This window comes from Sphingomonas sp. Sphisp66 (assembly GCF_047324325.1).
In the GTDB taxonomy this organism is placed as follows: domain Bacteria; phylum Pseudomonadota; class Alphaproteobacteria; order Sphingomonadales; family Sphingomonadaceae; genus Sphingomonas.
Genome location: NZ_CP168508.1, coordinates 4467512 through 4494507 on the forward strand (window position 1 = coordinate 4467512; position 26996 = coordinate 4494507).

Annotated in this window: 28 protein-coding genes and 1 riboswitch; of the genes, 24 read left to right on the plus strand and 4 right to left on the minus strand. The window is 68.2% G+C overall.

The features are described from left to right. Window positions 1–39: 39 nt before the first annotated feature. The 5 genes from ptsP (at window position 40) to ftsH (ending at window position 7442) form a co-directional block, all read left to right on the plus strand. Window positions 40–2319: a phosphoenolpyruvate--protein phosphotransferase gene (gene ptsP, locus ACEN8G_RS20565; protein WP_413413922.1), complete on the plus strand. Its 2280-nt coding sequence runs from the start codon at window positions 40–42 to the stop codon at window positions 2317–2319. A gap of 109 nt (window positions 2320–2428) precedes the next feature. Then, window positions 2429–3364, plus strand: coding sequence for a helix-turn-helix domain-containing protein (locus tag ACEN8G_RS20570; RefSeq protein ID WP_413413923.1), 936 nt, complete (start codon window positions 2429–2431; stop codon window positions 3362–3364). A 91-nt stretch (window positions 3365–3455) separates the two neighbouring features. Beyond that, complete coding sequence (locus ACEN8G_RS20575; protein ID WP_413413925.1) at window positions 3456–4430, plus strand: tetratricopeptide repeat protein; 975 nt, start codon at window positions 3456–3458, stop codon at window positions 4428–4430. After that, window positions 4408–5409: a tRNA lysidine(34) synthetase TilS gene (gene tilS / locus ACEN8G_RS20580; RefSeq protein WP_413413926.1), complete on the plus strand. Its 1002-nt coding sequence runs from the start codon at window positions 4408–4410 to the stop codon at window positions 5407–5409. The genes ACEN8G_RS20575 and tilS overlap by 23 nt, the downstream gene beginning before the upstream one ends. 68 nt (window positions 5410–5477) lie before the next feature. After that, window positions 5478–7442, plus strand: coding sequence for an ATP-dependent zinc metalloprotease FtsH (ftsH, locus tag ACEN8G_RS20585; RefSeq protein ID WP_307116934.1), 1965 nt, complete (start codon window positions 5478–5480; stop codon window positions 7440–7442). A gap of 134 nt (window positions 7443–7576) precedes the next feature. Here ftsH and ACEN8G_RS20590 read toward each other — a convergent pair whose 3' ends face one another. Continuing rightward, window positions 7577–8581: a DUF3667 domain-containing protein gene (locus ACEN8G_RS20590; protein WP_413413928.1), complete on the minus strand. Its 1005-nt coding sequence runs from the start codon at window positions 8579–8581 to the stop codon at window positions 7577–7579. Window positions 8582–8692: 111 nt separating this feature from the next. Here ACEN8G_RS20590 and ACEN8G_RS20595 point away from each other — a divergent pair, with 111 nt between their 5' ends. The 11 genes from ACEN8G_RS20595 to ACEN8G_RS20645 all read left to right on the plus strand — a co-directional run bounded on the left by ACEN8G_RS20595 (window position 8693) and on the right by ACEN8G_RS20645 (window position 16093). Further along, a complete protein-coding gene (locus ACEN8G_RS20595) occupies window positions 8693–9946 on the plus strand; it encodes a glutamate-5-semialdehyde dehydrogenase (RefSeq protein WP_413413929.1) in 1254 nt (417 codons plus the stop codon). A 31-nt stretch (window positions 9947–9977) separates the two neighbouring features. Further along, the gene (locus ACEN8G_RS20600) at window positions 9978–10232 is read left to right on the plus strand and encodes a CopG family ribbon-helix-helix protein (protein ID WP_307116938.1); all 255 of its coding nucleotides are present in this window, start codon (window positions 9978–9980) and stop codon (window positions 10230–10232) included. Then, a complete protein-coding gene (locus tag ACEN8G_RS20605; RefSeq protein ID WP_413413930.1) occupies window positions 10229–10513 on the plus strand; it encodes a type II toxin-antitoxin system RelE/ParE family toxin in 285 nt (94 codons plus the stop codon). The genes ACEN8G_RS20600 and ACEN8G_RS20605 overlap by 4 nt, the downstream gene beginning before the upstream one ends. Then, window positions 10513–11181: a nicotinate-nucleotide adenylyltransferase gene (locus ACEN8G_RS20610; RefSeq protein ID WP_413413931.1), complete on the plus strand. Its 669-nt coding sequence runs from the start codon at window positions 10513–10515 to the stop codon at window positions 11179–11181. Before ACEN8G_RS20605 ends, ACEN8G_RS20610 begins: the two co-directional genes overlap by 1 nt. Before the next feature lie 80 nt (window positions 11182–11261). Next, the gene (gene rsfS, locus ACEN8G_RS20615; RefSeq protein WP_116840187.1) at window positions 11262–11570 is read left to right on the plus strand and encodes a ribosome silencing factor; all 309 of its coding nucleotides are present in this window, start codon (window positions 11262–11264) and stop codon (window positions 11568–11570) included. A 25-nt stretch (window positions 11571–11595) separates the two neighbouring features. After that, window positions 11596–12018, plus strand: a complete 423-nt coding sequence (locus ACEN8G_RS20620) for a 23S rRNA (pseudouridine(1915)-N(3))-methyltransferase RlmH (RefSeq protein WP_413413932.1) — start codon at window positions 11596–11598, stop codon at window positions 12016–12018. A gap of 4 nt (window positions 12019–12022) precedes the next feature. Beyond that, the gene (locus tag ACEN8G_RS20625) at window positions 12023–13195 is read left to right on the plus strand and encodes a murein hydrolase activator EnvC family protein (protein ID WP_413413933.1); all 1173 of its coding nucleotides are present in this window, start codon (window positions 12023–12025) and stop codon (window positions 13193–13195) included. 69 nt (window positions 13196–13264) lie between these two features. Continuing rightward, complete coding sequence (locus tag ACEN8G_RS20630) at window positions 13265–14617, plus strand: S41 family peptidase (protein WP_413413934.1); 1353 nt, start codon at window positions 13265–13267, stop codon at window positions 14615–14617. 3 nt (window positions 14618–14620) lie between these two features. Continuing rightward, the gene (locus tag ACEN8G_RS20635) at window positions 14621–15103 is read left to right on the plus strand and encodes a disulfide bond formation protein B (protein WP_307116944.1); all 483 of its coding nucleotides are present in this window, start codon (window positions 14621–14623) and stop codon (window positions 15101–15103) included. Beyond that, window positions 15100–15633 (plus strand): demethoxyubiquinone hydroxylase family protein, encoded by a 534-nt coding sequence (locus ACEN8G_RS20640; protein WP_413413935.1) that lies wholly within the window; start codon window positions 15100–15102, stop codon window positions 15631–15633. The genes ACEN8G_RS20635 and ACEN8G_RS20640 overlap by 4 nt, the downstream gene beginning before the upstream one ends. Window positions 15634–15685: 52 nt before the next feature. Continuing rightward, on the plus strand, window positions 15686–16093 hold the full coding sequence (locus ACEN8G_RS20645; RefSeq protein ID WP_307116946.1) for a hypothetical protein: 408 nt from the start codon (window positions 15686–15688) through the stop codon (window positions 16091–16093). A gap of 173 nt (window positions 16094–16266) precedes the next feature. Here the strand turns inward: ACEN8G_RS20645 and ACEN8G_RS20650 are convergent, their stop codons facing one another. Then, a complete protein-coding gene (locus tag ACEN8G_RS20650; RefSeq protein WP_413740680.1) occupies window positions 16267–17478 on the minus strand; it encodes a hypothetical protein in 1212 nt (403 codons plus the stop codon). Window positions 17479–17707: 229 nt separating this feature from the next. Between ACEN8G_RS20650 and ACEN8G_RS20655 the strand changes: the two genes are divergently transcribed. Together ACEN8G_RS20655 and ACEN8G_RS20660 are read left to right on the plus strand one after the other, a co-directional pair. Continuing rightward, window positions 17708–18958: a putative DNA modification/repair radical SAM protein gene (locus ACEN8G_RS20655; protein WP_413418611.1), complete on the plus strand. Its 1251-nt coding sequence runs from the start codon at window positions 17708–17710 to the stop codon at window positions 18956–18958. A 22-nt stretch (window positions 18959–18980) separates the two neighbouring features. Beyond that, entirely contained in the window at window positions 18981–19391 is a 411-nt protein-coding gene (locus ACEN8G_RS20660; RefSeq protein ID WP_413418609.1) for a hypothetical protein, read from the plus strand. A 3-nt stretch (window positions 19392–19394) separates the two neighbouring features. Here the strand turns inward: ACEN8G_RS20660 and ACEN8G_RS20665 are convergent, their stop codons facing one another. Continuing rightward, window positions 19395–19868, minus strand: a complete 474-nt coding sequence (locus tag ACEN8G_RS20665; protein ID WP_413418607.1) for an Lrp/AsnC family transcriptional regulator — start codon at window positions 19866–19868, stop codon at window positions 19395–19397. A gap of 107 nt (window positions 19869–19975) precedes the next feature. On the opposite strand from ACEN8G_RS20665, the gene ACEN8G_RS20670 reads away from it, so the two are divergent. The 4 genes from ACEN8G_RS20670 (at window position 19976) to ACEN8G_RS20685 (ending at window position 24107) form a co-directional block, all read left to right on the plus strand. Then, a complete protein-coding gene (locus ACEN8G_RS20670; RefSeq protein ID WP_413418605.1) occupies window positions 19976–20341 on the plus strand; it encodes a VOC family protein in 366 nt (121 codons plus the stop codon). A gap of 69 nt (window positions 20342–20410) precedes the next feature. After that, a complete protein-coding gene (locus ACEN8G_RS20675; RefSeq protein ID WP_413418603.1) occupies window positions 20411–21598 on the plus strand; it encodes a parallel beta-helix domain-containing protein in 1188 nt (395 codons plus the stop codon). Beyond that, window positions 21595–22614, plus strand: coding sequence for an SO2930 family diheme c-type cytochrome (locus ACEN8G_RS20680; RefSeq protein ID WP_413418601.1), 1020 nt, complete (start codon window positions 21595–21597; stop codon window positions 22612–22614). Before ACEN8G_RS20675 ends, ACEN8G_RS20680 begins: the two co-directional genes overlap by 4 nt. 98 nt (window positions 22615–22712) lie before the next feature. Continuing rightward, window positions 22713–24107 carry a UdgX family uracil-DNA binding protein gene (locus ACEN8G_RS20685; protein WP_413418599.1) on the plus strand — a complete coding sequence of 465 codons (1395 nt, stop codon included), beginning with the start codon at window positions 22713–22715 and terminating at the stop codon, window positions 24105–24107. A 159-nt stretch (window positions 24108–24266) separates the two neighbouring features. On the opposite strand, the gene ACEN8G_RS20690 is transcribed toward ACEN8G_RS20685, so the two are convergent. Further along, complete coding sequence (locus ACEN8G_RS20690) at window positions 24267–24956, minus strand: DJ-1/PfpI family protein (RefSeq protein WP_413416216.1); 690 nt, start codon at window positions 24954–24956, stop codon at window positions 24267–24269. An 18-nt stretch (window positions 24957–24974) separates the two neighbouring features. Further along, window positions 24975–25055, minus strand: a riboswitch (ZMP/ZTP riboswitch). 302 nt (window positions 25056–25357) lie between these two features. Here ACEN8G_RS20690 and ACEN8G_RS20695 point away from each other — a divergent pair. Next, window positions 25358–25981 carry a CerR family C-terminal domain-containing protein gene (locus ACEN8G_RS20695; protein ID WP_413416215.1) on the plus strand — a complete coding sequence of 208 codons (624 nt, stop codon included), beginning with the start codon at window positions 25358–25360 and terminating at the stop codon, window positions 25979–25981. Next, window positions 25978–26985, plus strand: coding sequence for an HlyD family efflux transporter periplasmic adaptor subunit (locus ACEN8G_RS20700; RefSeq protein WP_413416214.1), 1008 nt, complete (start codon window positions 25978–25980; stop codon window positions 26983–26985). The genes ACEN8G_RS20695 and ACEN8G_RS20700 overlap by 4 nt, the downstream gene beginning before the upstream one ends. The last annotated feature ends 11 nt before the right edge of the window (window positions 26986–26996 follow it).

A 26996-nucleotide genomic window follows, 5' to 3' on the forward strand; every position in this document is an offset into this window, starting at 1 on the left:
GCATGGCGTGGGCGAACACAATCTGTTAGCGCCTTGTGCATGCCCGTTTCCGCCGCCGCCTCGGCCCGTGAAATCCTGACCCGTCTTCACGACGTGATGGCGTCGCGCAATCCGGCGCAGTCGAAGCTCAATTCGGTGGTGGGCATCATCGGCGAGGCGCTCGATAGCGAGGTCTGCTCAATCTATCTGCTGCGCGAAGGGCTGCTCGAGCTTTTCGCGACGCGCGGCCTGGCGCAGGAAGCCGTCCACGTCACCAAGCTCGCGCTCGGCGAGGGCCTGGTCGGCACGATCGCGCAGAATGTCGAGACGCTGAACCTCGACGAGGCCGAGATGCACCCGGCCTTCGCCTATCGCCCGGAAACGGGGGAAGAGGCGTTCCACAGCTTTGCCGGCGTGCCGATCATCCGCCGCGAGCAGTCGGTGGGCGTGCTCGCCGTGCAGCATGCCGAATCGCGGCGCTATGCCAGCGAGGAGATCGAGGCGCTGCAGACCGTCGCGATGGTGCTCAGCGAGCTGATCGCCAATGCCGATCTGATCGATCCTGCGAGTGCCGGCGGCTCGACCCGGCTCCAGTCGACCGCGCCCGAGCTCGGCCATGGCTTCAAGCTGGTCGACGGCATGGCCGCCGGCGTCGCCGTGTTCCACCAGCCGCGCATCACCATCGAGCATACCGTCGCCGAGGATACCGAGGCGGAGCGCCACCGCGTCTATGCCGCGTTCGACAAGATGCGCGAGCAGATCGACCGGATGGCGAGCCAGGCCGAGTTCGGCGTCGGCGGCGAGCAGGACGAGATCCTCGCGACCTACAAGATGTTCGCGTACGACGAAGGCTGGTCGCGCCGGATCAACGAGGCAATCGATTCCGGCCTTACCGCCGAGGCGGCGATCGAGCGCGTCCAGCAGCGCACCCGCCAGCGCATGCGCGAGATCGACGATCCGCTGCTCCGGGACCGGATGCACGATCTGGAGGATCTCTCCAACCGGCTGCTCCGCATCGTCTCGGGCCAGCTCGGCACCGCGGCGCAGATGGGCCTGCGCCAGGATTCGATCCTGATCGCGCGCAACCTGGGGCCCGCCGAGCTGCTCGAATATGACCGCCGGCGCCTGAAGGGCGTGGTGCTGGAGGAAGGCTCGCTCACCGCCCACGTCACCATCGTCGCGCGTGCCATGGGCGTGCCGGTGCTGGGCCGCGTCCGCAACATCCGCCAGCTGATCGCCGAAGGCGACATGCTCCTGCTCGACACGAGCGAGGAGAGCCTGTTCGTCCGCCCGACCCAGGCGATGCAGGAGGCGTTCGAGACCAAGCTCGAGCTCAGCCAGAAGCGCCGCGCCGCGTTCGCCCAGATGCGCGGCGTCGCGCCGGTCACTGCCGACGGCCACCGGGTGACGGTGATGGTCAATGCCGGCCTGCGCGACGATCTCGCCGCGCTCGACCTGACCGGGGCCGACGGCATCGGCCTGTTCCGCACCGAATTCCAGTTCCTCGTCTCGGCCACCTTGCCCCAGCGCGAGATGCAGCGCCGGCTCTACAAGGACGTGCTCGACGCCGCGGGCGACCGGCCCGTCACCTTCCGCACCGTCGATATCGGCGGCGACAAGGCGCTGCCCTATCTCAACCATGACGAGGACGGCGAGGAAGAGAACCCGGCGATGGGCTGGCGGGCGCTGCGCCTCGCGCTCGATCGCGATGGCCTGATGAAGGCGCAGGCGCGCGCGCTGATCGAGGCGGGCGCCGGGCGCACGCTCAACATCATGTTCCCGATGGTCTCCGAGCCCTGGGAGTTCGATGCGGCGCGCGAGCTGTTCGAGGCGCAGCGCAACTGGCTCGCCGCGCGCGGGCGCAAGATGCCGACCGAGATCCGCTATGGCGCGATGCTCGAGGTGCCGGCGCTCGCCGAGGTGCTCGACGTGCTGCTGCCGCGGCTAGACTTCCTGTCGATCGGCACCAACGATCTCACCCAGTTCCTCTTCGCCGCCGATCGCGCGCATCCCAAGCTGGCGCTGCGCTATGACTGGCTCAGCCCGTCGATCCTGCGTTTCCTCAAGCGGGTGACGGCGCAGGCCCAGGCGGTAGGCGTGCCGGTCGGCGTCTGCGGCGAGATGGGCGGGCGGCCCTTGGAAGCGCTGGCGCTGCTCGGCCTTGGCATCGATCGCCTGTCGATCACCCCCGCCGCGGTCGGGCCGATCAAGGCGATGATCCGTTCGCTCGATCGCGCGGCGCTGATGGAGGCGATGGCCGCGATGCTCGCCGAGCCGGGCCGCTCGCTGCGCGACGCGCTCGAAGCCTGGGCAAGCGAACATTCCGTCGAACTGGCCTGATCTGCGGGCAAAATAGCCCCTGTCGGCGTTGACAGGGGCGGCGTGGTGAACGACAGCTTCAGCCGTGGCGGAAGCACCGGGCGCAACCCTTCCGCTACGGAGAGTATGGATGGAAGGCGAAGCCGCCGAAGACCCGAACCTGTTCCCCGCCACGGTGGGCGACAAGCTGCGTGCCGCGCGTGAGGCGCAGGGACTGGACCTTCCCGAGATCGCCTCGCGCACCCGGATTCCGCAGCGCCATCTCGAGGCGATCGAGAAGGGCAATTATGCCGGGCTTCCCTCGATCACCTATGCGCTGGGCTTCGCCAAGGCCTATGCCCGCGCCGTCGGCGCCGACGAGGTGGCGATCGCGCGCGATCTGCGTACCGAGCTGCACCGCAATCCCGAGCGCGCCGCGCCGATCCCCGCCTATGAGACCAGCGATCCCGCGCGCGTGCCGCCGCGCGGCCTGGCGATCTTCGGTGCGCTGCTCGCGCTTGTCCTGATCGTCGGTGCGATCCTCTATTACGGTACCGACCTGTTCCGCGGCAGCGCGCCCGCGCCCGAGACGCTGGCGACCGAGGAGCCGGTGGCGAACGCCGCGGACAATGGCATCGCCGGCAACGCGGTTGCGACCGTGCCGGCGGCAGCCGGCGGCCAGGTCTCGCTGATCGCGCTCGACACCGTCTGGATCCGCGTCACGGATGCCAAGGGCACCCGGCTGGTCGAGAAGGAGCTCGCCCCGGGCGAGCGCTATGACGTGCCGGCCGATGCCGATCATCCGCGCATCCGCACCGGCGGGCCCGAGAAGATTCAGGTGACGCTCAACGGCTCGAACATCGATCCGCTTGGCCGCGCCGGCACGACTGTCGATGTCGAGGTGAGCGCCGATGCGCTGCGCAACCGCAACCAGCCCGGCGCCGGCCCGATCGCGGGATCGAGCCCGGCGGCGACGTCTGCGGCTCCCACGCGGCGCGAGCGTCCCGCGGCGGCGCGTCCGCCGGTGGTTACGCCTGTACCCGTTGAGCCGGCGCCTGCGACGAGCACTGCCAACAGCGCGCCATAAGGATTTTCCCCGGGACTGGCGGGAAGCGCCTCCTACCGGTTATAGCGAATGTCTGTTCACCTTGTTTGACCTGCACCGGGGGGTGTGATCGATGCGTTTTCTTCTCGCTGCAACGGCAATGGCCGTCGTCTTCGCTGCCGCCGGCACGGCCCAGGCTCAGGATTCGGGCATTTCCGGCCGGGTCGACCGGCTCGAGCGCGAGATGCGCGCGGTGCAGCGCAAGGTCTTCCCGGGCGGTGCCGGTCAGACCGTCGAGCCGCAGATCACGCCCGAGACCGACACCAGCATCCCCGGCATCCCGTCCAGCTCGCCGCTCAATGACCTCACCAGCCGCGTGACCGCGCTCGAGGAGCAGCAGCGCACGCTCACCGGCCAGGTCGAGCAGGGCCAGTACCGCCTGCGCCAGCTCGAGGACGCCTTCGCCGCCTATAAGCGGCTGACCGACAACCGCATCAAGGCGCTCGAGGATCGCTCGACTGCCAATGCCGCGCTCGGCGGCGAGGACACCACCGTGCCCGGTGACACCGCCGGTGCGGTGATCCGCCCGCCTGCCCCGATCGGCACGCGCCCGTCGATCCCGGCGCCGGGCGCGAGCACCGCGCCTGCGAACACGCCGAAGCCGACCGGCACGCGCGCCCAGCAGGTCGCCGCGATCGAGAAGCCGGCGACCGGCGATCCGGCCGAGGACGGCTATACCTATGGCTTCCGCCTGTGGCAGGCCAAGCTCTATCCGGAAGCGCGCCGCGAGCTGGAGGCGGTGGCGACCAAGTACCCGACGCACCGCCGCGCCAGCTATTCGCAGAACCTGCTCGGCCGCGCCTATCTCGACAGCGGCGCGCCCAGTCTGGCGGCGGTCGCGTTCTACGAGAACTACAAGAAGAACCCCAAGGGCGAGCGTGCGCCCGACAGCCTCTATTATCTGGCCCAGGCGCTCATCAAGCTGAAGAAGCCCGCCAGCGAAGTCTGCAAGGTCTATACCGAACTCGACCAGCTCTATGGCGACAAGCTGTCGATCGAGATGAAGACCGGTGTGGCCGAGGGCCGTGCAAGTCAGAAGTGCAAGTGACCGGCTGACGCTCGGCCCGGAAACGGTCGAGCGCTTCCGGCGTGACTGTGCGGCGCTAACCGGCGCCGCGCCTGCCCCGCACGATCCCCTCGCGCTCGCCGTCTCTGGCGGTCCCGACAGCCTCGCTTTGCTCCTCCTCGCCCATAATGCCTGGCCCGGCGCGGTGATCGCCGCCACCGTCGATCATGGCCTGCGTCCCGAAGCCACCGAGGAGGCGGCGCTGGTCCGGCGCCTGTGCAACCAGCTCGACGTGCCGCACGAGACGCTGGCCGGCACCGTCCCCGCCGCCGGCAATCTCCAGCAGGGCGCCCGGGCGCTGCGCTATGCCCTGCTCGCCGACTGGGCGATCGGCCGCGCCGCCTGGGTCGCCACCGCGCACCAGCAGGACGATGTCGCCGAGACCTTCCTGATGCGCGCGCGGCGCGGGGCCGGCGTGGGCGGCCTGGCGGCGATGGCGGCGGCGCGGCCGCTCGGCCCGGTCACGCTGATCCGCCCGCTGCTCGGCTGGACCCGCGCCGAGCTGGAGGCGCTGGTCGCAGCAGCCGACATTGCCCCGGTCCGCGACCCCTCCAATGCCGATCCGCGCTTTGACCGCGCCCGTATCCGCGCCTTGCTGGCGGAGGCGGGGGACCTGCCCGCCGATCGCCTCGCGCTCGCGGCGGCGAATCTCCGCGATGCCGAGGATGCGTTGGCCTGGGCTGCCGAGCGTGAATGGCGGGCCCGGGCAACGGTTGCGCCGGATCGGGTGACGCTCGACCCTGCCGGCCTGCCCCGCGAGCTGCGCCGTCGCCTCGTCGAGCGGGCCGTCGCTGCGGTGCGCGCTGCGCATGGCCTGGGTCCCGACTGGCGCGAGACCGGGCTCGATCCGCTGCTCGCCGCGCTCGATGCCGGGGGCACCGGTACGATTGCGGAAGTGATCGGGCGAACCAAAACCGGTATCTGGCGTTTCGAACTGGCGCCGCCGCGTCGATCACACTGATCGACGCTGTTCCATTGCCATTAACTTGGCCGCGCCTATCTTAGATGGCGGAAAGGTACCGAATCCGCATGAGCGACAACGACAAGAACCAGCAGGGTCCCGAAAATGGGGGCAACCCCTGGATGAAGAGCCTGTTGATCTGGGTGGGCATCCTGGCGGCGCTCGCCCTGTTCGTCAGCCTGTTCGGCAACAACAGCGCGCCGGCGACCGGCGACGCGATCTCCTACTCGCAGTTCATCGGCAAGGTGAACAATGGCGAAGTGAAGAGCGTCAACATCGCGCGCGGCACCGGCGTGGTGACGGGCATCTTCACCAACGACAGCAAGTTCCGCACGAACGCGCCCGAGGATCCCCAGATGATCCGCAACCTGCTCGACAAGAACGTGCAGGTCACCGCGCGTGCCGAGGAGGGGCCGAACATCTGGTTCTACCTGCTCTACCAGTCGCTGCCGTTCCTGCTGATGCTCGGCATCGCCTTCTTCGTGATCCGCCAGATGCAGAAGGGCTCGGGCTCGGGCGCGATGGGCTTCGGCAAGTCGCGTGCACGCCTGCTGACCCAGAAGGAAGGCAAGGTCACGTTTGACGACGTCGCCGGCATCGACGAGGCGCGCGAGGAGTTGCAGGAGATCGTCGAGTTCCTCAAGGACCCGACCAAGTTCGCCCGCCTCGGCGGCAAGATCCCCAAGGGCGCGCTGCTGGTCGGCTCGCCGGGCACCGGCAAGACGCTGCTCGCCCGCGCCATCGCGGGTGAGGCGGGCGTGCCCTTCTTCACCATTTCGGGTTCGGACTTCGTCGAGATGTTCGTCGGCGTCGGCGCCAGCCGCGTGCGCGACATGTTCGAGCAGGCCAAGAAGTCGGCCCCGTGCATCGTCTTCATCGACGAGATCGACGCCGTCGGCCGTTCGCGCGGCGGCGGCATCGGCAACCAGAATGACGAGCGCGAGCAGACGCTCAACCAGCTGCTCGTCGAGATGGACGGCTTCGAGGCCAACGAGGGCATCATCATCATCGCGGCGACCAACCGCCCCGACGTGCTCGATCCCGCTTTGCTCCGTCCGGGCCGCTTCGACCGACAGGTCGTGGTGCCGACCCCGGATATCGATGGTCGCGTGAAGATCCTTCAGGTCCATATGCGCAAGGTGCCGCTGGCGCCCGACGTCGATCCCCGCGTCATCGCACGCGGCACGCCGGGTTTCTCGGGCGCCGACCTCGCCAACCTCGTCAACGAGGCTGCGCTGCTCGCGGCGCGCCGCGGCAAGCGCCTCGTCGCGATGAGCGAGTTCGAGGAGGCCAAGGACAAGGTGATGATGGGCGCCGAGCGCCGCTCGATGGTGATGACCGACGACGAGAAGCGGATGACCGCCTATCACGAGGCCGGCCATGCGATCGTCGCGCTGCACGAGCCGGCATCGGATCCGATCCACAAGGCGACGATCATCCCGCGTGGCCGCGCGCTAGGCATGGTGATGCGCCTGCCCGAACGGGACAGCTATTCGCTCCACCGCGACAAGATGCATGCCAACCTCGCCGTGGCGATGGGCGGCCGCGTCGCCGAAGAGCTGATCTTCGGCTATGACAAGGTCTCGTCGGGCGCCAGCGGCGACATCCAGAGCGCCACGCGCCTGGCCCGCGCGATGGTCACGATGTGGGGCATGTCCGACAAGGTCGGCCCGATCGAGCACACCTATTCGGACGACAGCTATCTGGGCCAGGGCGGGCTGCGCAACGCGCCGATGTCCAACGACACTTCGAAGCTGATCGACAGCGAGATCAAGAAGCTGGTCGAGGGCGGGCTCAAGCGCGCCCAGCAGCTGCTGACCGACCATAACGACCAGCTCCACGCGCTCGCCAATGCGCTGCTCGAATATGAGACGCTCACCGGCGAGGAGATCAAGCGCCTGATCTCGGGCGAGGATATTGGCCGCGAGGATCCGCAGAACATCCACCGTCCGGTGGCGGTGGCGGGCACCTCGATCCCCAAGATCCGCAAGCCCAAGGGGCCGTTCGGCCAGCCGACGCCCCAGGGCGCCTGAGCTTAGGTCTCCGCAAGAGCAAGAAGGCCTCCCCGAGCGATCGGGGAGGCCTTTTTCATTGCCCTATTGCTCCCCGGCGCAAGCCGGGACCCAGGGTTTCTCTGCCATGTCGCTTGTGACCCTGGGGGCCAGCCTCAGCCGAACATCCCCAGCGCCACCAGGATCAGCAGGAAGATCACCAGGATCCAGCTGATGAAGAAGGTCAGCACCCAGGCGCGCATGAAGGCGGAGAACCAGCCGATGTCATAGGCCTGTTTGAGCTGCCGGGTGATGTGGACGAAGGGAACCAGCACCGCCACCATCCACAGCGGACCGCTGCGCAGCCCGATCGCCGCAGCGACTGCGATCGCGATGTAGAACAACGACATGAACGCGATCGAGTAGGTGATGAAGATCGTGTGGTCGTACAGCTTGTACTGCCGCTTCCAGAAGAACAGCGCCCATAGGAAAGGCAGCGACAAGGGGATCAGCAGCCAGGAGAATTTGTAGCTGGCCGACTGGAGCTTGTACATCATCAGCGCCGGGTTCTTCTGCCACTTCTCGATGCCGTGATCGAGCGCGTGCCAGCCGGTATGCGCCTCGGACGTGGACACGTCGACCGGGCCGCCTTCCAGTGACTTGGCCGCCTTGTCGAGCCCGGCGAGCTGCTGCTGCGCATCGGCGATGTCCTCGCGATACTGCGCCTTGTCGTCCTCGTCGGTCGCCTTGGCGAGCTTCTTCCGCGCCTTGTTCAGATCGTCCTGCGCGTCCTTCTTCGCGAAGTCGATCGCGGCCACCGGCTTCAGGTTGCCGCTGCCCAGCTCGGTCGGTGCCGAAATGCCGACCCAGGAGAAGACCGCGAACATCGCGAAGACCGAGAAGAGGAAGATCGCCATCGGCGAGACGAAGCGCGCGCGCTCGCCGGCGATGTAGCGTTTGGTCAGCTCGCCCGGGCGCCAGGCGAGCATCGGCAGTGTGTTCCACAGCTTGCCTTCGAAGTGGAAGACGCCGTGCAGGATGTCGTGGCCGATCGCGTTGAGCGAGCGGTGGACATGCCCCGACTGGCCGCAATTATGGCAATGCGAGCCGATCAGCGCGGTGCCGCAATTGAGGCAGAGCCCATGGCCACCGCCATGACCCTCGCCCGCGTTCGGTTCCACGGCGCGACCAAGCAACGCCCCCGTTGCCAGTTCCCCAGCTGCTTCGAGTTCCCCCACCATGGGCAGCAGGCCTATCAGCTTGATGCTGCACGTGCTAGGCGCAAGCGCAGCATGACCGACACCGCTGCCCTGATCGCCGAAATGGCCGCCCGCGCCCGCCTCGCCTCGACGAAGCTTGCCGCGATGCCGACCCCGGCCAAGGCAGCTGCGCTGCGTGCCGCCGCCGCCGCGATCCGTGCCGATGCCGCCACGATCCAGGCCGCCAATGAAGAGGACATGGCCGCCGCCGAGGCGAGCGGCCTGTCCGGCGCGCTGCTCGACCGGCTCAAGCTCGATGCGAAGCGGATCGAGAGCATGGCGGCTGGTGTCGAGGCCGTGGCCGGCCTCGCCGATCCGGTCGGCGACGTGTTCGACCGGGTCGAGCGGCCCAACGGCCTGGTCCTTACCCGAGTGCGCGTACCTATCGGCGTGATCGGCATTATCTATGAGAGCCGGCCCAACGTCACTGCCGATGCCGGGGCCCTCTGTGCGATGGCGGGCAATGCCGCGATCCTGCGCGGTGGCTCCGAAGCGATCCGCTCCAACCGCGCGATCCACGCCGCGCTCGCCCGCGGCCTGTCCGAAGGCGGCATGCCCGCGGATGCGGTGCAGCTGGTCCCGGTCACCGATCGTGCCGCGGTCGGTGCGATGCTCACCGCCGAAGGCGCGATCGACATGGTGGTGCCGCGCGGGGGCAAGGGGCTGGTCGCCCGCGTCCAGGCCGAGGCGCGCGTACCCGTGCTCGCCCATCTCGACGGGCTCAACCACACTTATATCGACGGCGCCGCCGATCCGGCGATGGCGAAGGAGCTGGCGCTCAACGCCAAGATGCGCCGCACCGGCATCTGTGGCGCGACCGAGACCCTGCTGATCGACCGCGCCTTCGCCGATCCCGCGCCAATCCTCGCCGGCCTGGCCGATGCCGGCTGCGAGCTGCGTGGCGACGCGGCGATCCAGATGCTGGAGCCGCGCGCGGTCGCCGCCAGCGACGAGGACTGGGACACCGAATATCTCGATTCGATCCTGTCGGTGAAGCTGGTCGATGGCGTCGACGATGCGATGGCGCACATCGCCGCGCATGGCTCGCACCATACCGATGCGATCGTCACCGCCGACGAAGCCGTGGCGGAGAAGTTCCTCGCCCAGGTCGACAGCGCGATCGTGGTGTGGAACGCCTCCACCCAGTTCGCCGATGGCGGCGAGTTCGGGCTGGGCGCCGAGATCGGCATCTCCACCGGCAGGCTGCATGCCCGCGGGCCTGTCGCGCTCGAAGGGCTGACGACGTACAAATGGGTGGTCCGCGGCACGGGGCAGGCGCGTCCTTGAAGGCTGCGTATCAAATGTATACATTCGTTGCATGACCAAGCCGGCCGTCATCACCGCCCGCCTCGACGAAGAGGGATTGGCAAGGCTCGATACGCTCGCCGGAATGCTTGAGCGATCGCGGGCTTGGATCGTGGCGAAGGCAGTTCAACGCTATGTGGATGAGGAACTGGAGTTTCGTGCCTTCATTCAAGAGGGCATAGACTCGGCCGATCGTGGCGAATTGATCAGCCAGGAAGACATGGAAGCCTGGTTCGAAGCCCGCCACCGGCAAGCCGCCGCTGAATGAGTCGCGCTCAATGGACACCGCCGGCGCAAGACGACTTGGCCGCGCTGGATGATGAGTCTTCTCAACTGTCGCCAGATTATGCGCGGCGCATAGGGCGTGAGGCCTTGGCCGCGGCGCGTTTTCTGGCTGAGAATCCTGGAGCAGGCCCCGTGGTTGAAGGCCCAGTGCGCAAATGGCGCGTGCTGCGAACCGACTATGTTCTCCTCTATCGTATTGTCGCTGGCGGGGTGGAGATTCTTCGGCTTCATCACGCGATGCGCGATTGGCGGCCGCGTCGGTAATGAAGCGCATCGGCCTGCTCGGCGGCTCGTTCAATCCGGCGCATCTCGGTCATCGCAAGCTCTCGCTTCACGCGATCCGCGCGCTGGGGCTCGACGAGGTGTGGTGGCTGGTCTCGCCCGGCAATCCGCTCAAGGACAAGGCGGGCATGGCGCCGTTCAAGGTGCGCCTGGCCTCGGCCGAGCGCATGGCCCGCCACGCACCGATCCGGGTGTCGGACATCGAGAAGCGGATCAAGACGCGCTATACTGCCGATACCGTGCGCAAACTGCCCCGGCTGTTCCCCCAGCACTGCTTCATCTGGCTGATGGGCGCGGACAATCTCGCCCAGTTCCACAAATGGGAGCGCTGGCGCGACATTGCCGAGCAGGTTCCGATTGCGGTGATCGCCCGTCCGGGATATGATCGGGATGCCCATGCAAGTCCTGCAATGGGTTGGCTGCGGCGCGCTGTGTGGCCCGCAGGCCAGGCGAAGAACTGGACGCGTTGGAGATTGCCGGCCCTCGTGCTGTTGCGCTTCCGCCCCGATCCTACTTCGGCGACGAGCCTTCGGGCCGCCGATCCCGCCTGGCACCGGCGTTATGCGGGTACCGGTCAAAGTGATACTTTGACGGGATCGGATAAGGCGTCGTCTCCATCGCAATCCCACACAGACCCGTTGCAACCCTAGGAGGCCCCTTGGCCACATCGCCCAATGTTCTGCGTTCCTCCGATGCCAAGAATGGCGTCGAGGCGCTGCACCAGCTCGTGATGGCGTCGCTCGACGACGATCAGGCGGTCGAGACGGTCTCGATCCCGCTCGCCGGCAAGAGCAGCATCGCCGATTACATGGTTGTGGCCTCCGGCCGCTCGACGCGCCAGGTCGCCTCGATGGCGATCAAGCTCGCCGACAAGATCAAGGCCGAGTTCGGCCGCACCCCGCGCGTGGAAGGCCTGCCCACCGCCGACTGGGTGCTGATCGACGCGGGCGACGTGATCGTCCACCTGTTCCGCCCCGAGGTGCGCAGCTTCTACAATCTCGAGCGCATGTGGTCGTTCGGCGAAGCCGGCCAGGCCTGATTCGCTAGACGGAGCCGCACGGGCAATGCAGCTCCATATCGTGGCGAGGGGGAAGATCGGCCGCAGTCCGGAAGCGGAGCTGGTCGATCGCTATCTCAAGCGCATCCAATGGCCGACCCGGGTGACCGAGCTGCCCGATACCGGCGGCAAGGTCCCCGACATCTCGGGCACCACCCGCATCGTCATGCTCGACGAGCTGGGCGAGAACCTGCCTTCCCGCGTGATCGCCGAGCGGCTCGGCGCCTGGCGTGACGACGGGGTGCGCGAGACGCGCTTCCTGATCGGTGCGGCGGACGGGTTCGACGATGCCCAGCGCGCCCAGGCCGACCTGCTGATCAGCTTCGGCCGCGCCACCTGGCCGCACATGATGGCCCGCGCGATGCTCGCCGAGCAGCTGTGGCGCGCCACCTCGATCCTTGCCAACCACCCCTATCATCGCGAAGGCTGAGCCCATGCTCCGCCCGCTCGTCCTTGGTGCCAGCCTCGTGGCGATCCTCGTCACCGGCAATCTCGCCGCGGCGCAGGCGCCGAGCCTGGCCGAGCAGCAGGGGCGGCTGCGCGATGCCACCGCCCAGTCCAACGCCGCCCAGGCCCGCAGCGCCGCGCTTGAGCGCCAGGCTGCCGCGGAAAGCAACCAGGCCGCCCAGGCCCGAGCCCGCGAGGCCGCCGCCGCCGAACGGATAAAGGCGGCCGAAGCCGACATCGCCGCCGCCCGCGCCCGAATCGGCATCGTCGATCGCCAGCTGGCCGCCCAGCGCACCCGCGTCGCCGAGCGCCAGGGGCCGATCCTCCGCCTGATCGCCGCGCTCCAGTCGATGGCGCGCCGGCCGGCGGTGCTCGGTCTGGTCCAGCCCGGCTCGACCGCCGACATGGTCCATGTCCGCGCCGTGCTCGGCACCGTCATGCCCGTGGTCGAATCGCGTACCCGCGACGTCCGCGCCGAGCTCTCCCGCATCCGCCAGCTCCGCGCCCAGGCGCTCGCCGCGGTGAACAGCTTCCGCGACGCCCGCCAGCGGATCGAGCAGGAGCGGATCGGCCTGGTGAAGCTCGAGGCCGAGCACCGTGCCCGCTCGGCGCAGCTCGCCTCCAGCGCGCTGGTCGAATCGGACCGCGCGATTGCCCTGGGAGAGCGCGCGAGAGAGATCGTCGACCAGATCGAGACCAGCGGCGAAGCGGCCGAAATCCAGGCCGATCTCGCCGCGCTCCCCGGCCCGCTGCCCCGCCCCGGCAGCGCCGTCGCCGCTACCGCTCGCAGAGGCGGCCCGCCCTATCTGCTTCCCGTTACGGGATCGGTCGTCACCGGCATGGGCGAGCTTTCCCCCACCGGCGTGCGCGCCCGCGGTGTCACGCTTGCCTGCGCCGCCAACAGCGATGCCGTCGCCCCCACCGGCGGGCGCATCCTCTTCGCCGGTCCGTTCCGCGACTATGGCGGCGTCGTGATCATCGACCATGGCAATGGCTGGACCAGCTCGATCACCGGGCTCGGCGCCATCGCCGTCCGTGTCGGCCAGCAGGTTTCGCAAGGCACCCGCATCGGCCGCGCCCCCGAAACCGAGGCGCCGCGCATCACCGTCGAGCTGCGCCGTCGCGGCGAACCCATGGACCTCGCGAGCCTGCTCGGCTGAATCTGCCGTGCAATTGCCGCGATCCCGTCCTAGATTGTCTTTCGAACGCGTTTCCGGAAAGTAGTTTTGATGCTCCGTTCGTTCCTTCAGGTCACCGCCGCCGTCAGCGCGCTGGCGCTCGTCCCCGTTGCCTCCGGCGCAATGGCCGGCGTCGATACGCAGAGCTTCAAGGAGCTCGACACCTTCATGGAAGTCTACAGCCAGGTGAAGGCGAACTATGTCGAGAAGGTCGACGACGCCACGCTGATGAAGGGCGCGATCCAGGGCATGCTCGCCGCGCTGGATCCGCATTCCAGCTTCGCCGACGGGCTCGACTACGACAATCTCAAGATCCAGACCGACGGCAATTATGGCGGCCTCGGCCTCACTGTCACCCAGGAGGACGGCGCGGTGAAGGTCGTCGCCCCGACCGAGGACACCCCGGCCGCGCGCGCAGGCATGAAGTCGGGCGACTTCATCACCCATATCGACGGCAAGTTCATCGTCGGCGGCAGCCTAGACGAGGCGATCGAGCAGATGCGCGGCAAGCCGGGCACCCCGGTCACGCTCACCGTGATCCGCCCGGGCGCCGACAAGCCGCTCACCTTCTCGATGAAGCGCGAGATCATCGTGCAGAAGCCGGTGAAGTGGGACGTCAAGGACGGCGTCGGCATCATCAACATCAACACCTTCACCGCCCAGACCGGGGCGGACACGGTCAAGGCGATCCAGGAGATCGACAAGAAGCTCGGGCACAAGCCGCTCGGCTATATCGTCGACCTGCGCGAGAATGGCGGCGGACTCCTGAGCCAGGCGATCGAAGTGTCCGACGTGTTCCTCAGCCATGGCGAGATCGTCTCGCAGCGCGGCCGCGAGAAGACCGATATCGAGCGCTGGTATGCCGATGTGAACGAGCCCGGCATCACCCCGATCCCGGGCGACCTCGCCAAGGGCCTGCCGGTGGTCGTGCTGATCGACGCCGGCACCGCCTCGGCCTCGGAGATCGTCGCCGGTGCGCTCCAGGATCATCACCGCGCGCTCGTCATGGGCGTGCGCAGCTTCGGCAAGGGCTCGGTCCAGTCGATCCTGCCGATGGGCGCGCGTGCCGCGTTGCGCCTCACCACCGCGCGCTATTACACCCCGTCGGGCCGCTCGGTGCAGGAAGGCGGCATCAAGCCCGACCTGCTCGTGCCCCAGCTCAGCGATGCCGACTACAAGACCAGGCCGTCGATCCGCGAGGCGGACCTGCGCGCGCACCTGATCAACAACGACAAGGTCGATGATTCGGTGCTCGAGGACGATCAGCGCACCGATCCGCGCTTTGCCAAGACGGCCGAGCAGCTGAAGAAGGAAGGCGTGGACGACTTCCAGCTCCACTACGCCCTGCAGACCATCTCGCGCCTCGGTCCCAAGACCCAGGTCGCCGCCGCGAAGAGCAAGTAAGCGATGCGCAACGACGGGCTTCGCACCGCGCGCTGGATCGCGCTCCTGCTTCCGCTGGCCTTGGTCGGCGGCGCGCACACCACCGAGTTCTTCGGGCTGGTGCCGTGCGAGATGTGCTGGTGGCAGCGCTATCCGCATTATGTCGCGATCCTGATCGCGCTGTCCGCCTTCCTGGTGAAGGATCGCCGTGCCCAGCTCGGGCTCGTCCTGCTCGCCGCGCTCGCGGTGGCGGTCAGCGGCGGCATCGGCGTGTTCCATGCCGGCGTCGAGTATAAATGGTGGCAGGGCATCACCGCCTGCACCGCCCAGGTGCACGGCGCCAACCCGATGGACATGCTCAACGATGCGCTGCGCCGCCCGCTGATCCGCTGCGACGTGCCGCAATGGACGTTCTTCGGCATCAGCCTGGCCGGGTTCAACGCGATCCTCTCGCTCACCGGCGCCCTGGTCATCTTCGTGCTCGCTCTCCGGAAGGGCCGCGCATGAGCTGGAAGCCCGGCGATCGGCGCGAGGGGATATCCTCGATGGTCCGCGTCGATCAGGCGGGCGAATATGGCGCGACGCGCATCTATGCCGGGCAGCTGGCGGTGATGGGTGATCGCACCCCGATGGCGCGGATGATCGCCGGCATGGCGAGCCAGGAGGAGCGCCACCGCGCCTTTTTCGACGCGATGATCGCACGGCGCGGCGTGCGCCCAACGGTGCTCCAGCCCTTCTGGGACGTCGCCGGCTTCGCGCTCGGCGCGGTCACCGCCGCGATCGGGCCCGAGGCCGCGATGGCCTGCACTGCCGCGATCGAGACCGAGATCGATCTCCATTACCAGCAGCAGCTGGAAGAGCTGGGCGCGGGCGATCCCGAGCTGCGCGAGGCGGTGGCGAAGTTCCGCGACGAGGAGCTCGAGCACCGCGATACGGCGCTGGAGCATGGTGCGGAACAGGCCCCGGCCTATCCGCTGCTGTCCGGATTGATCCGCACGGGCTGCCGCGCTGCCATTGCGCTGTCGAAACGGATATAAAGCCCAGGTTCAGCCGTTTCCCCCGATGCACGGCGCCAGAGGAGTAAGGCCGATGTTGAAGCAGATCGTGATCGCAGGCGCGCTCGCCGCCATTCCGATGCTGATGCCCGTCGCGGCGCAGGCCCAGAACGCGCCGCAGAACGGCGTGCTGGTCATCTATGGCAAGGACAAGTGCCCGACCAACTCGAACGGCGAGGAGATCGTGGTCTGCAAGCGCCTCGACGAGGCCGAGCGCTACCGGATCCCGACCAATCTGCGCGAGCAGGGCGGCCCGCCGCAAAAGACCGAGAGCTGGGCGGTGCGCTCGCAGGATTCGCTCACCTCGGGCGATTTCGGCACCGGCAGCTGCACGACGGTCGGCGTCGGCGGCGGCACCGGCTGCTTCGTCCGCCAGGCCACCGCCGCCCGCGCCGAGACCCGCGCCCGCCGCAAGGCCGAGCAGAACCTGCCGCTTCCTTGAGGGGCCTGAATTCATTCCCCTCCCTGCAAGGGAGGGGTTAGGGGTGGGTTAGAAAAGGCCGGGCTCGATGCCCGGCCTTTTCTTTATCACTTGCGTCTCGCTGGGCGCCTCCGGAAAACCGGAGGCGCAACCCACCCCAGCCCCTCCCTTTCAGGGAGGGGAGCTAGAAATGGTCAGCGCGAAGCCCGCCACCGCCCCACCCATTCGGGCGGCTCGCGCCGCAAGCAATCCGCGATGATCCACAGCATCACCATCGCCCGGGCGGTTGCCGCACAGGCGATGTCGATCGTGCTCGCCGCCGGCCAGGCTCCGTCCGCCCCGGCGAAGAACCAGAATTCGGCGAAATAGGCGACGACGCTCGTCCCCGCGAACAGCGCCACCGGCCAGAGCCGCGGCGCGGTCATCACCAGCAGCGGCCACAGCCACAGGTCGAACTGCGGCGAATAGACCTTGTTGGTCAGCATGAACCAGGCGAGTAGCGGCGTGGACAGCAGCCACAGCCGCGCATGGTGGCGCTTCCAGCCCAGCGCGATGATTGCCGCCCCGCCGATCACGAAGGCAAGCGCGGCGCAGAGATTCTTCGCCTCGGTGCCGAGCGGCAAAATGCCCAGCGCGCCCAGCACGTCCCAGCTTCCCGCCGCGGTGCCGCTGCGCGACTGCGAGAAGAGGTAGAATTCGCTCCAGTTCTTCGGCGCGAGCAGGATCACCGGCAGGTTCACCGCCAGCCAGGCGCCGATCGCCGCCAGCTTCACCCAGCCGGTCCGCAGGATCCGCTGACACCAGCTCCGCCCGCTCTCGAAGAAGGCGGAGAAGACCAGCAGCGGCAGCATCACCACCGGGAACAGCTTGGCCGCCACGCCGAGCCCGGCCGCGCCGGCGGCGCCGATCAGCCGGTTCTCGCGGGCGAGCAGCATCGCCCATACCGCCAGCGTCACTGCGATCATGTCCCAGTTATGCCCGACATAGAGGATCAGCGGCGGCGCGGCGGCCCACCACCACAGCCGCCTGCGGTCCATCCCGGCGCGCCACAGCATCCACAGCACCAGGAAGGCGAGGGCGATGTTCACCGCCGTCACCACGCCCAGGAACTTGGCGTCGTTTGCCCGCTTGCCGAAGATCAGGTGCGTGGCCACGCCCTCCACCCAGATCGCCGCGCCGGTCAGCACCGGATATTCGATCGGGGTCTGGAGATAGGGCACCTTGCCCTTGTCGACCTCGCGCGCCGACCAGAAGGGCACCGCGTCGCTGTAGCAGCCGGTGAGATACTGCTCCGAATCGGTCCAGCCGCCGGGCATGCAATGCTGCTTGAAGGTGAAGCCGAGCAGGCAGGTGACCGCCAGCGCGATCAGCAGGATCCTGAAGTGCCGGTCCACCCGCAATCGCATCGCACACTCCAAAAATTCCTCCCCCAGCTTGTCTGGGGGAGGGAGACCGCCGCCGAAGGCGGTGGTGGAGGGGCCTGCCGGTACCGACGCGGTTCGCGTCGGCCCCTCCACCATTCGCTGCGCGAATGGTCCCCCTCCCCGAGCGAGCTCGGGGAGGAATAATGATCCTGAGCGTTGCCCTTCCCACAACCCACTGGACACCGCAATATCAGGAACATAGAAGGAACATATGTCGCAGCTCGATCTCCGCGCGAAGCTCGCCATCCTTGCCGATGCCGCCAAATATGACGCCAGCTGCGCGTCCTCGGGCACAACGAAGCGCAATGCGGCGAGCGGAGCGAAGGGGGGCCTGGGCTCGACCGAGGGCATGGGCATCTGCCACGCCTATGCGCCCGATGGCCGCTGCATCTCGCTGCTCAAGATCCTGCTGACCAACAGCTGCGTGTTCGACTGCCATTACTGCATCAACCGCAAGAGCTCGAACGTCCGCCGCGCCCGCTTCACCCCCGAGGAAGTCGTCGATCTCACGCTGAGCTTCTACCGGCGCAACTATATCGAGGGGCTGTTCCTCTCCTCGGGGATCATCCGCTCGTCCGACTATACGATGGAGCAGATCGTCCGCGTCGCCCGGCTGCTGCGCGAGGAACATGATTTCCGCGGCTATATCCATCTCAAGACCATCCCCGATGCCGATCCGGAGCTGGTCCACCAGGCCGGCCTCTATGCCGACCGCGTCTCGATCAATGTCGAGCTGCCCACCGTTGCCGGCCTCACCCGTCTCGCCCCCGAGAAATCGGCGGGCCGGATCGAAGGCGCGATGCGCGATGTCCGCACGGCGATCGACGACACGGCGGATGCCGGCAAGCGCTACAGGTCCGCGCCGAAGTTCGCTCCCGCCGGCCAGTCGACCCAGATGATCGTCGGTGCCGATGCCGCCACCGATGGCGACATCATCACCCGTGCCGCCGGCCTCTATGACCGGTTCCAGCTGCGCCGCGTCTATTATTCGGCGTTCAGCCCGATCCCCGATGCCAGCGCGGTGCTGCCGCTCCAGCGCCCGCCGCTGATGCGCGAGCACCGGCTCTACCAGTCGGACTGGCTGATGCGCTTCTACGAATATCGGCCCGGCGAAGTCGCCGAGGCGGCGGATCCGACCGGCATGCTCCCGCTCGACATCGATCCGAAGCTCGCCTGGGCGCTCAAGTTCCGCGAGCGCTTCCCGGTCGACGTCAACCGCGCCCCGCGCGAGGCGCTGCTGCGTGTGCCGGGGCTCGGGCTCAAGGCCGTGGACGCGATCCTCGCCGCCCGCCGCTGGCGCCGGCTGCGGCTCGAGGACGTCGCCCGGCTGACCGCGTCGATCGCCAAGGTCCGTCCCTTCCTGGTCGCCGAGGACTGGCGCCCCGTCGCCCTGTCCGACCGCGCCGATCTGCGGTCGCTGGTCGCCCCGAAGCGCGAGCAGCTCGAACTGTTCGCGGCCTGATCGTGCTGCTAGCTTCGCGGGCATGAAGCTGCTCGCCGCCCTGCTCGCTTTGTTTGGTGTCTCGGGCCAATCCACCGATCGCCCCGCTTATGCCGCCGGCCAGGTCTGGGAATATCGCACGCGCCCGACCGAACCCGATTCGCTGCTCAGGATTCAGGCGATCGAAGCCGATCCGCGCGGCGATCCGATCTACCATATCAGCCTGATCGGCCTCGCCCTGCCGGGGGGTGAAATCATGCATTCGCCCGTGTCGAAGCAGACGCTCGACGCGAGCGTCACGCGGCTGTCTTCGCGCAGGCCGGCTTTCCCCGATCCTTCCGAAGGCATCGCGATCTGGCGAGAGAATGAGGGCGGCGTCTTCACCCTTTCCGTGGCGGAGATCGTCGAGGCGATTGAATCGATATCCACTCGCGGTCGGCCGGAATCCGAATAGCCTTCAGTCGGCGATCGGCACGAACAGCCCGCGCTTGCCAACGCCCAGCACGACATTGGTGGTGAAGCGGCGCACATTGGGATTGTCCGCCATCAGCCGGCTCATCAGCGCGTCATAGGCGCCGACATCGGGCGCGACGATCACCAGCATGAAGTCGGCGGTGCCGGTGACGTAATAGACCTGCTGGATCTGTTCCTCCGCCGCCATCCACTGGCGCAGCCGGGCGATCAGCTCGGGCCGCTCGCGCTCGATCTCCAGCGCGGCCAGGAAGAAGTTGGGCTTCCCCGTCTTGAGCGGGTCGACCACGGCGATCTCGCTGAGGATCACCCCGGTCTCGCGCAGCCGCTTCAGGCGGCGCAGCACCGCGGAGGCGGACAGCCCCACCTGCTCGGCAAGCGCGTCGGCGGTCTGGCCGGCGTCGCGCTGGACGAGGGTGAGGAGCTTGCGGTCGAAGCGGTCGAGATCGGATTTGGCCATCGCCGTCATCCTAGCGGGCAAATCTGCCGAAATCCGGCGATTCCTTCGGTGCCTTCGCCGGAATGCGGCGTCGCCGGGCCTTATCTCCTGCGGCGAAGGAGCTTTACATGATCGACCATATCGAGATCCGCACCGCCCGCCTCGCCGAGAGCCTGGCCTTCTACGCCGATGCCCTGGCGCCGCTCGGCTACAGCCAGAAGATCGACGGCCCCGCCAAGGGCTTCGGCAACGCGACCGCGCTCGACCTGTTCCTGATCGAGGCCGATACGCCGTCGGACCTCCATTTCGCCTTCGCCGCGCCCGATCGCGCCACGGTCGACCGGATCTACGCCGCCGGCCGGGACGCCGGCCATGTCCTCGACCGCGCGCCCGCGCTCGCCCCGCACATCCACCCGAACTATTATGCCGGCTATCTCCGCGACCCCGATGGCCGGCTGATCGAGTTCGTCTGCCACCATCCCGAGCCGGCCTAACTGACAGGACTGTCAATTTCTCCCGAGCGGCGTATCATCCTTCAAAAATACGCAAATAGGGAGAGAGGGATGCTTCGATTCTGTGCGCTTGCCGTGCTGCTCGCCGCGACTCCGGCGGTGGCGAAGGACATCACCGTCGAGGCCGGCCCCAATGCCCAGGAGCGGCTCCAGTCCGCGCTGCTCGACGCCAAGCCCGGTGACACGGTCCGCATCGGCGCCGGCCGCTTCGAGCTGACCGACGGGCTCAGCCTCGACGTGAACGGCGTGACGGTGCGCGGCGCCGGTTCGCTCAGGACGGTGCTCAGCTTCAAGGGCCAGCTCGGCGCGGGCGAGGGGCTGCTGGTCACTTCGGACGACGTGGTGCTGCGCGACTTCGCGGTGGAGGACAGCAAGGGCGACGGCATCAAGTCCAAGGGCGCAGACCGTATCGTCTACAAGAACGTCCGCGTCGAATGGACCGGCGGCCCCAAGGCGAGCAACGGCGCGTACGGCGTCTATCCGGTCGAGAGCGAGGACGTGCTGATCGACGGCGTCACCGTGAAGGGCGCGTCGGACGCCGGCATCTATGTCGGCCAGTCCAACCGGATCATCGTCCGCAACTCGACCGCGATGTACAATGTCGCCGGCATCGAGATCGAGAATAGCGGCCTGGCCGAAGTGACCAACAACCTCACCACCCACAATACCGGCGGCATCCTGGTGTTCGACCTGCCGGCGCTGCCCCGCCGCGGCAAGGGTTGGGTCACGGTCTCGGGCAACCGGGTGCTCGACAACGACACCCCCAATTTCGCGCCCCCGGGCAACACGGTCGCGACCGTGCCAACCGGCACCGGCGTGCTGGTCATGGCCGAGAACGACGTCGATGTCCGGGACAACGAGCTGAGCGGCAACGGCACCGCCAACATCATGGTCGTCGCCTATCGCCAGCCCTTCGAGGACAAGGGCTATGATCCCTATCCGCGCAACATCCGTCTCGCCGGCAACAAGCATGGCCGCGCCGGCTTCGCCCCCGCCATGCCCGGCGGCAAGGAGCTGGCCGCGGCGCTGGGCGGCACGCTGCCGCCGGTCTTCTGGGACGGCACCGGCGGCGACCAGGTCAGGCTCACCGGCGATGACGGCCCGGTCCTGACCCTCGGCCTCGCCCTCGGCGCCGGGATCGAGACCGCCAAGCCCCAGCTGATCAAGCTCGCGGACGAGATCCCGCCGCCCTGGCAGACCTTCAAGCTGCCGGCAGCGATGGAGGCCGCCGCCAAATGAAGGCACTGCTCGGCGCGGCCGCCCTGTTCGCCGCCGCGCTGCTCGGCCGGCCGGCGGGCGTGAACGACGCGGCGATCACCGCCGAGGGCTGGCCCGCGCACCTCTCCGACTATGGCTTCTTCACCGATCTCAAGGCCCGCACGCCCGCCCAGCGGCTGATGCCATACGATCTCGAGACACCGCTCTTCTCCGACTATGCGGCGAAGGAGCGCTATATCTATCTGCCGGCGGGCACCCGGGCGAAATACGACCCCCAGAAGCCGCTCGATCTCCCGGTCGGCGCCGCGCTGGTCAAGACCTTCGGCTACCCTGTGAACGGCGTCTTCAAGCCCCTGGAGACCCGCGTCCTGCTCCACCGTGCCGGCGGCTGGGTGCCGATCCCCTATGTCTGGAACGCCGACGGTACCGATGCCGACCTCAAGCGCGCCGGCACCCGCTTGCCCGTAAGCTTCACCGATCCCTCGGGCGAGGCGCACAGCATCTCCTATGCGGTGCCCAACCAGAACCAGTGCAAGGATTGCCACGGCCTGGCCGGCCAGGTCACGCCGATCGGCATCAAGGCGCGTTACCTCAACCATGGCGGCCAGCTCGAAAAGCTGCTCGCGGCCGGCATGCTCGACCGGCTCCCGCCGGACGCACCGCGCGTCGCCCGCTGGGACGACAGGACGGCTCCCCTGGACCAGCGTGCCCGCGCCTGGCTCGAGATCAACTGCGCCCATTGCCACAATCCACAGGGCGCCGCGTCCAACTCGGGCCTGTTCCTCGACCTCGCCCGTACCGATCCCGAGCAGCGTGGCCTGTTTAAGCGCCCCACCGCCGCCGGCCGCGGCGCCGGTACGCGCGACTTCGACATCGTCCCCGGCGATCCGCAGGCCTCGATCCTGCTCTACCGGATGGAATCGACCGACCCCGGCATCGCCATGCCCGAGCTCGGCCGCGCCACCGTCCACAAGGAAGGCGTCGCGCTGGTCCGGGAGTGGATCGAATCGATGCCGAAAACGCCGGTGAAGCGTTAATAGCCGTCATCCCGGCGAAAGCCGGGATCTCGTGCCGCGGGCCATTCGCTTGCCGCCTGAGATCCGGGCTTTCGCCGGGATGACGGTTGGGAGTTGGTGTGCGCGTCGCAAGTCTGGCAAGCGAAGACGATTTCACCGGCTGGCGCGATGCCGCGCGCGGGCTCGTCCAGGCGGGCGTGCCGGCGTCCGAAATCCTCTGGCAGGTCAGCGATGCGCCCACCGACCTGTTCGCCGACGAAGCCGTGCTCCCCCCGGCCGCGCCGCGCCCGCTGAAAGTCCCCCGTGCCTTCCTCGACCTCGCACAGTCGGCGATCCTCCACCGCGATCCCGAGCGCTTCGCCCTGCTCTACACGCTGCTCGCCGGCGATCCGCGCCGCGTCGCCGACCAGGCCGATCCGCTGGTCCGCCGGCTGGAGGCCATGGCCCGCCAGGTCCGCCAGGACATCCACAAGATGCGCGCCTTTGTCCGCTTCCGCGAAGTCCGGGACGCGCTGCCTTTCCCCGGCACCGGCGAACCCAACACCCGCTATGTCGCCTGGTTCGAGCCCGAGCATCACATCGTCCGCGCCAATGCCCGCTTCTTCGTCGAGCGCTTCACCTCGATGCGCTGGTCGATCCTCACCCCCGAGCTGTCGCTCCACTGGGACACCGAGACGCTGTCCGAAGGCCCCGGCGCAACCAAAGCCGATGCCCCGGGCGACGATCCGGTCGAGGATATCTGGAAGACCTATTACGCCTCGATCTTCAACCCGGCCCGCCTCAAGACCGGCATGATGCTGAAGGAGATGCCGCGCAGATATTGGAAAAACATGCCCGAAACCGCGTTGGTCCGGGAGCTGGTCGCAACCGCGCGCCAGCGGGAGACGGCGATGGTGGCGACACAGCCAAGGCCTGGCGGCAATATCGAAGGCGCGTGGCAGGCGCTGCGCGACGAGGCGGCGCACTGCACCCGCTGCGACCTCTACAGGCACGCCACCCAGACCGTGTTCGGCGAAGGCCCGGTCGATGCCCGGATGATGATCATGGGCGAGCAGCCCGGTGACCAGGAGGACCTGGCCGGCCGTCCGTTCGTCGGCCCGGCCGGCGAGATGTTCGACCGCGCCATGGCGCAGGCGGGGATCGAGCGCGACACGGTCTACGTCACCAATGCGGTCAAGCACTTCAAGTTCGAGCCCCGCGGCAAGCGGCGCATCCATTCGAAGCCCGATGCCGGCGAGGTCCAGGCCTGCCGCTGGTGGTACGAGCAGGAGCGGCTGCTGGTGAAGCCCGATATGACCGTCGCGCTCGGCGCCACCGCCGCGCGGCAACTGCTCGGCAAGGCGGTGACGATCACGGCAATGCGGGGCAGGGCGATCGAGCTGCCCGAAGGCGGCCTCGGCTGGGTGACGATCCACCCCAGCTTCCTGTTGCGCATGCCGGACAAGTCGAAGGCGGAGGACGAGTTCGCCGCCTTCGTCGAGGATCTGAAGGGCGCGGTAAAAGCGCTGGGCTAGAAATTCCTCCCTCGGAGCGCAGCTCCGGGGGAGGGGGACCGCCGCCGAAGGCGGTGGTGGAGGGGAAACACGCTCTCCACTCGCTATATCGCTTGCGGCTAAGCCCCCTCCACCATTCGCTACGCGAATGGTCCCCCTCCCCGCTTCGCGAGGGAGGAACTAGAACCCCAACCCCTCGGCAATCCCCTTCACCTTCGCCGCCCGCCCGGGCGCGAACTTCTCCACCATCGCCCGGTAGCGTGCCACGGTCTCCGCGTCCGCCCGCTCCGGAGAGCCGGAATCGAACGGTGGCGCGGGATCGTACTCCAGGCTCAGCTGGACGAACCGCGCATGATCCTCGCCCCGGATCGCCGCGGTCAGCGCCAGCGCGAAGTCGATCCCCGCGGTCACCCCGCCGCCGGTCGCGCGGTTGCGGTCGAACACCACCCGCTCGGCCACCGGCTCGGCACCGAACCAGGAAAGCTGCTCGCGCGATCCCCAATGGCAGGCCGCCCGATAGCCTTGCAGAAGCCCCGCGGCGCCGAGCAGCAGCGATCCGGTGCACACGCTGGTCACCCAGGCTGCGCCCTCCGCCACCTGCCTCAGCCAGGCGAGCGTCTCGGCATCCTCCATCGCCGCCACCGTGCCGAACCCGCCGGGCACGCAGAGGATGTCGGTCCGCCGCACTTCGGCAAAGGTCGCGGTCGGCAGCAGGTCGAAGAGCGCGTCGGTACGCACCGGATCGCGGGTCTTCGCCACCAGGTCGAGCGTGACGTTCCCCATGCGCGACAGCACCTGGGCCGGCCCGGTCAGGTCGAGCTGGGTCACGTCGGGGAACAGCAGGAAAGCGATGTGCAGTGGCTCGGGCATCATGGTCCTCCAATGCGTGAAGGGTGCCCAGGCGAACGGCGTCCACGCCCGCGCTTCCCGATGGTGCTCCATCTCGTATCGCCAGTCACGCGGACGGGAGCATCGTAGCGCAGCTGGCACGCAACGCCAATCCCGACCCACCTCCAAACCGATCCCAACCTCACCCTTAACCCGCCCCACCAAGCCCCGGTCATCCTGAGTAGCCATTGAGCTTGTCGAAATGGCGTATCGAAGGACGGTCCATGGGCTTCCTTCGATACGGGCTTCGACAGGCTCAGCTCTACTCAGGATGATCGGAGGAGGGGCAAGCCCACGCAACCTTCCCCCGCCCCAACAGTTCCCCTTGCTTCACATCCCTGCAACCAATATTAGTTCGTTCGAACGAACAAGATTCGGTGCAGATGACCAGCCAGACCCTCATCGACACGGCGATCGAGCAGTTCGGGCGCCACGGATTCGAAGGCGCCAGCACGCGGGAGATCGCGCGCGCTTCCGGCACCGCCATGTCGTCGATCACCTATCATTTCGGCGGCAAGCAGGGGCTCTATCTCGCCGCTGCCGATCATATCGCCGCCAGCGTCCGCCAGATCCAGGGGCCCGCACTCGAGGTCGCCCGCCAGGTCGCCGAGAGCGGCACGCGCGATCAGGCGATCGAAGCGTTGCTCGCCCTGCTCGACGGGTTCGCGCTGATGATGATCAGCCCGCAGACCGAGGCCTGGGCGCTGTTCATCACCCGCGAGCAGCAGACCCCGACCGAGGCGTTCGACCGGCTCTACACCGGGGTGATGCAGGGCGTGGTCGACACCTTCGTCGCCGCGGCGGCCCGCATCCGCACCGACCTGCCCGACAGCGAGGTCCGCGCGATGGGCATCCTGCTGTTCGGCCAGTGCCTGGTGCTGCGCGTCTGCCGCGCCGCCGTCATCCGCATCCTCGCGGTCGAGACGATCGACGAGCCTACCCAGAAGCTGCTCCGCGCCCGCCTCCGCGCCAACGCCCTCTGCATCCTGTCGGAGAATCCCGCATGAACCGCCGCCGCATCGCGATCCTCGTCATCCTCGTCGCGCTGGGGATAGCCGCGTTCGCCACCAGCGGCTTCGGCCTGTTCAAGGCGCGCGACGACGGCGCGCTCGCGCTCAACGGCAATGTCGATATCCGCGAGGTCGATCTCGGCTTCCGGGTGAACGGCCGGATCGCCAGCATCGCGGTGGAGGAGGGGGCCAAGGTGAAGCAGGGTCAGCTGCTCGCCACGCTCGACGCCGCGACGCTTGACAGCCGCATCGCCCAGGCCGACGCGCGAGTCTCCCAGGCCGAGGCGCAGCTCGCCAAGCTCCGCAACGGCAATCGCGCGCAGGACATCGCTCAGGCCCGCGCCCGGGTCGCCTCGGCGGCGGCGCTCGCCCAGGACGCCGATCGCGACTATGCCCGCCGCCAGCCCCTGGTCGAGCCGGGCGCGATCAGCCGCGACATCTGGGAGCAGACCGTGGCCAGCCGCGACAAGGCGCGTGCCGACCTGCAACAGGCGCAGCAGGCGCTGTCGTTGCTGAACGCCGGCAGCCGCAAGGAGGACATCGACGCGGCCGCTGCCGATGTCCGCTCCGCCATCGCCGCACGCCAGGGCGCCGCCACCGATCTCGGCGACGCCCGGCTGCTCGCTTCGACCGACGGCACCGTGGTGACCCGCGCCCGCGAGCCCGGCGCGATCGTCCAGCCCGGCGAGACGGTGCTCACCCTGGCGATCCTGCGGCCGCTGCGCGTGCGCGCCTATGTCGCGGAGAGCGATCTCTCGCGGATCAGCCCGGGCATGGAAGTGGTGGTCACCGCCGACGGCAACCCGAAGCGCTACAAGGGCAATATCGGCTATATATCGCCCCGCGCCGAGTTCACGCCCAAGACGGTCGAGACCGAGAATCTCCGCACCGACCTCGTCTACCAGCTGCGCATCATCGTGAACGATCCGGACGATGCGCTGCGCCAGGGCCAGCCGGTCAGCGTGTCGGTGCCGGGCGCACGTCCGAAGCACAAGGATTGAGGGAAGCATGA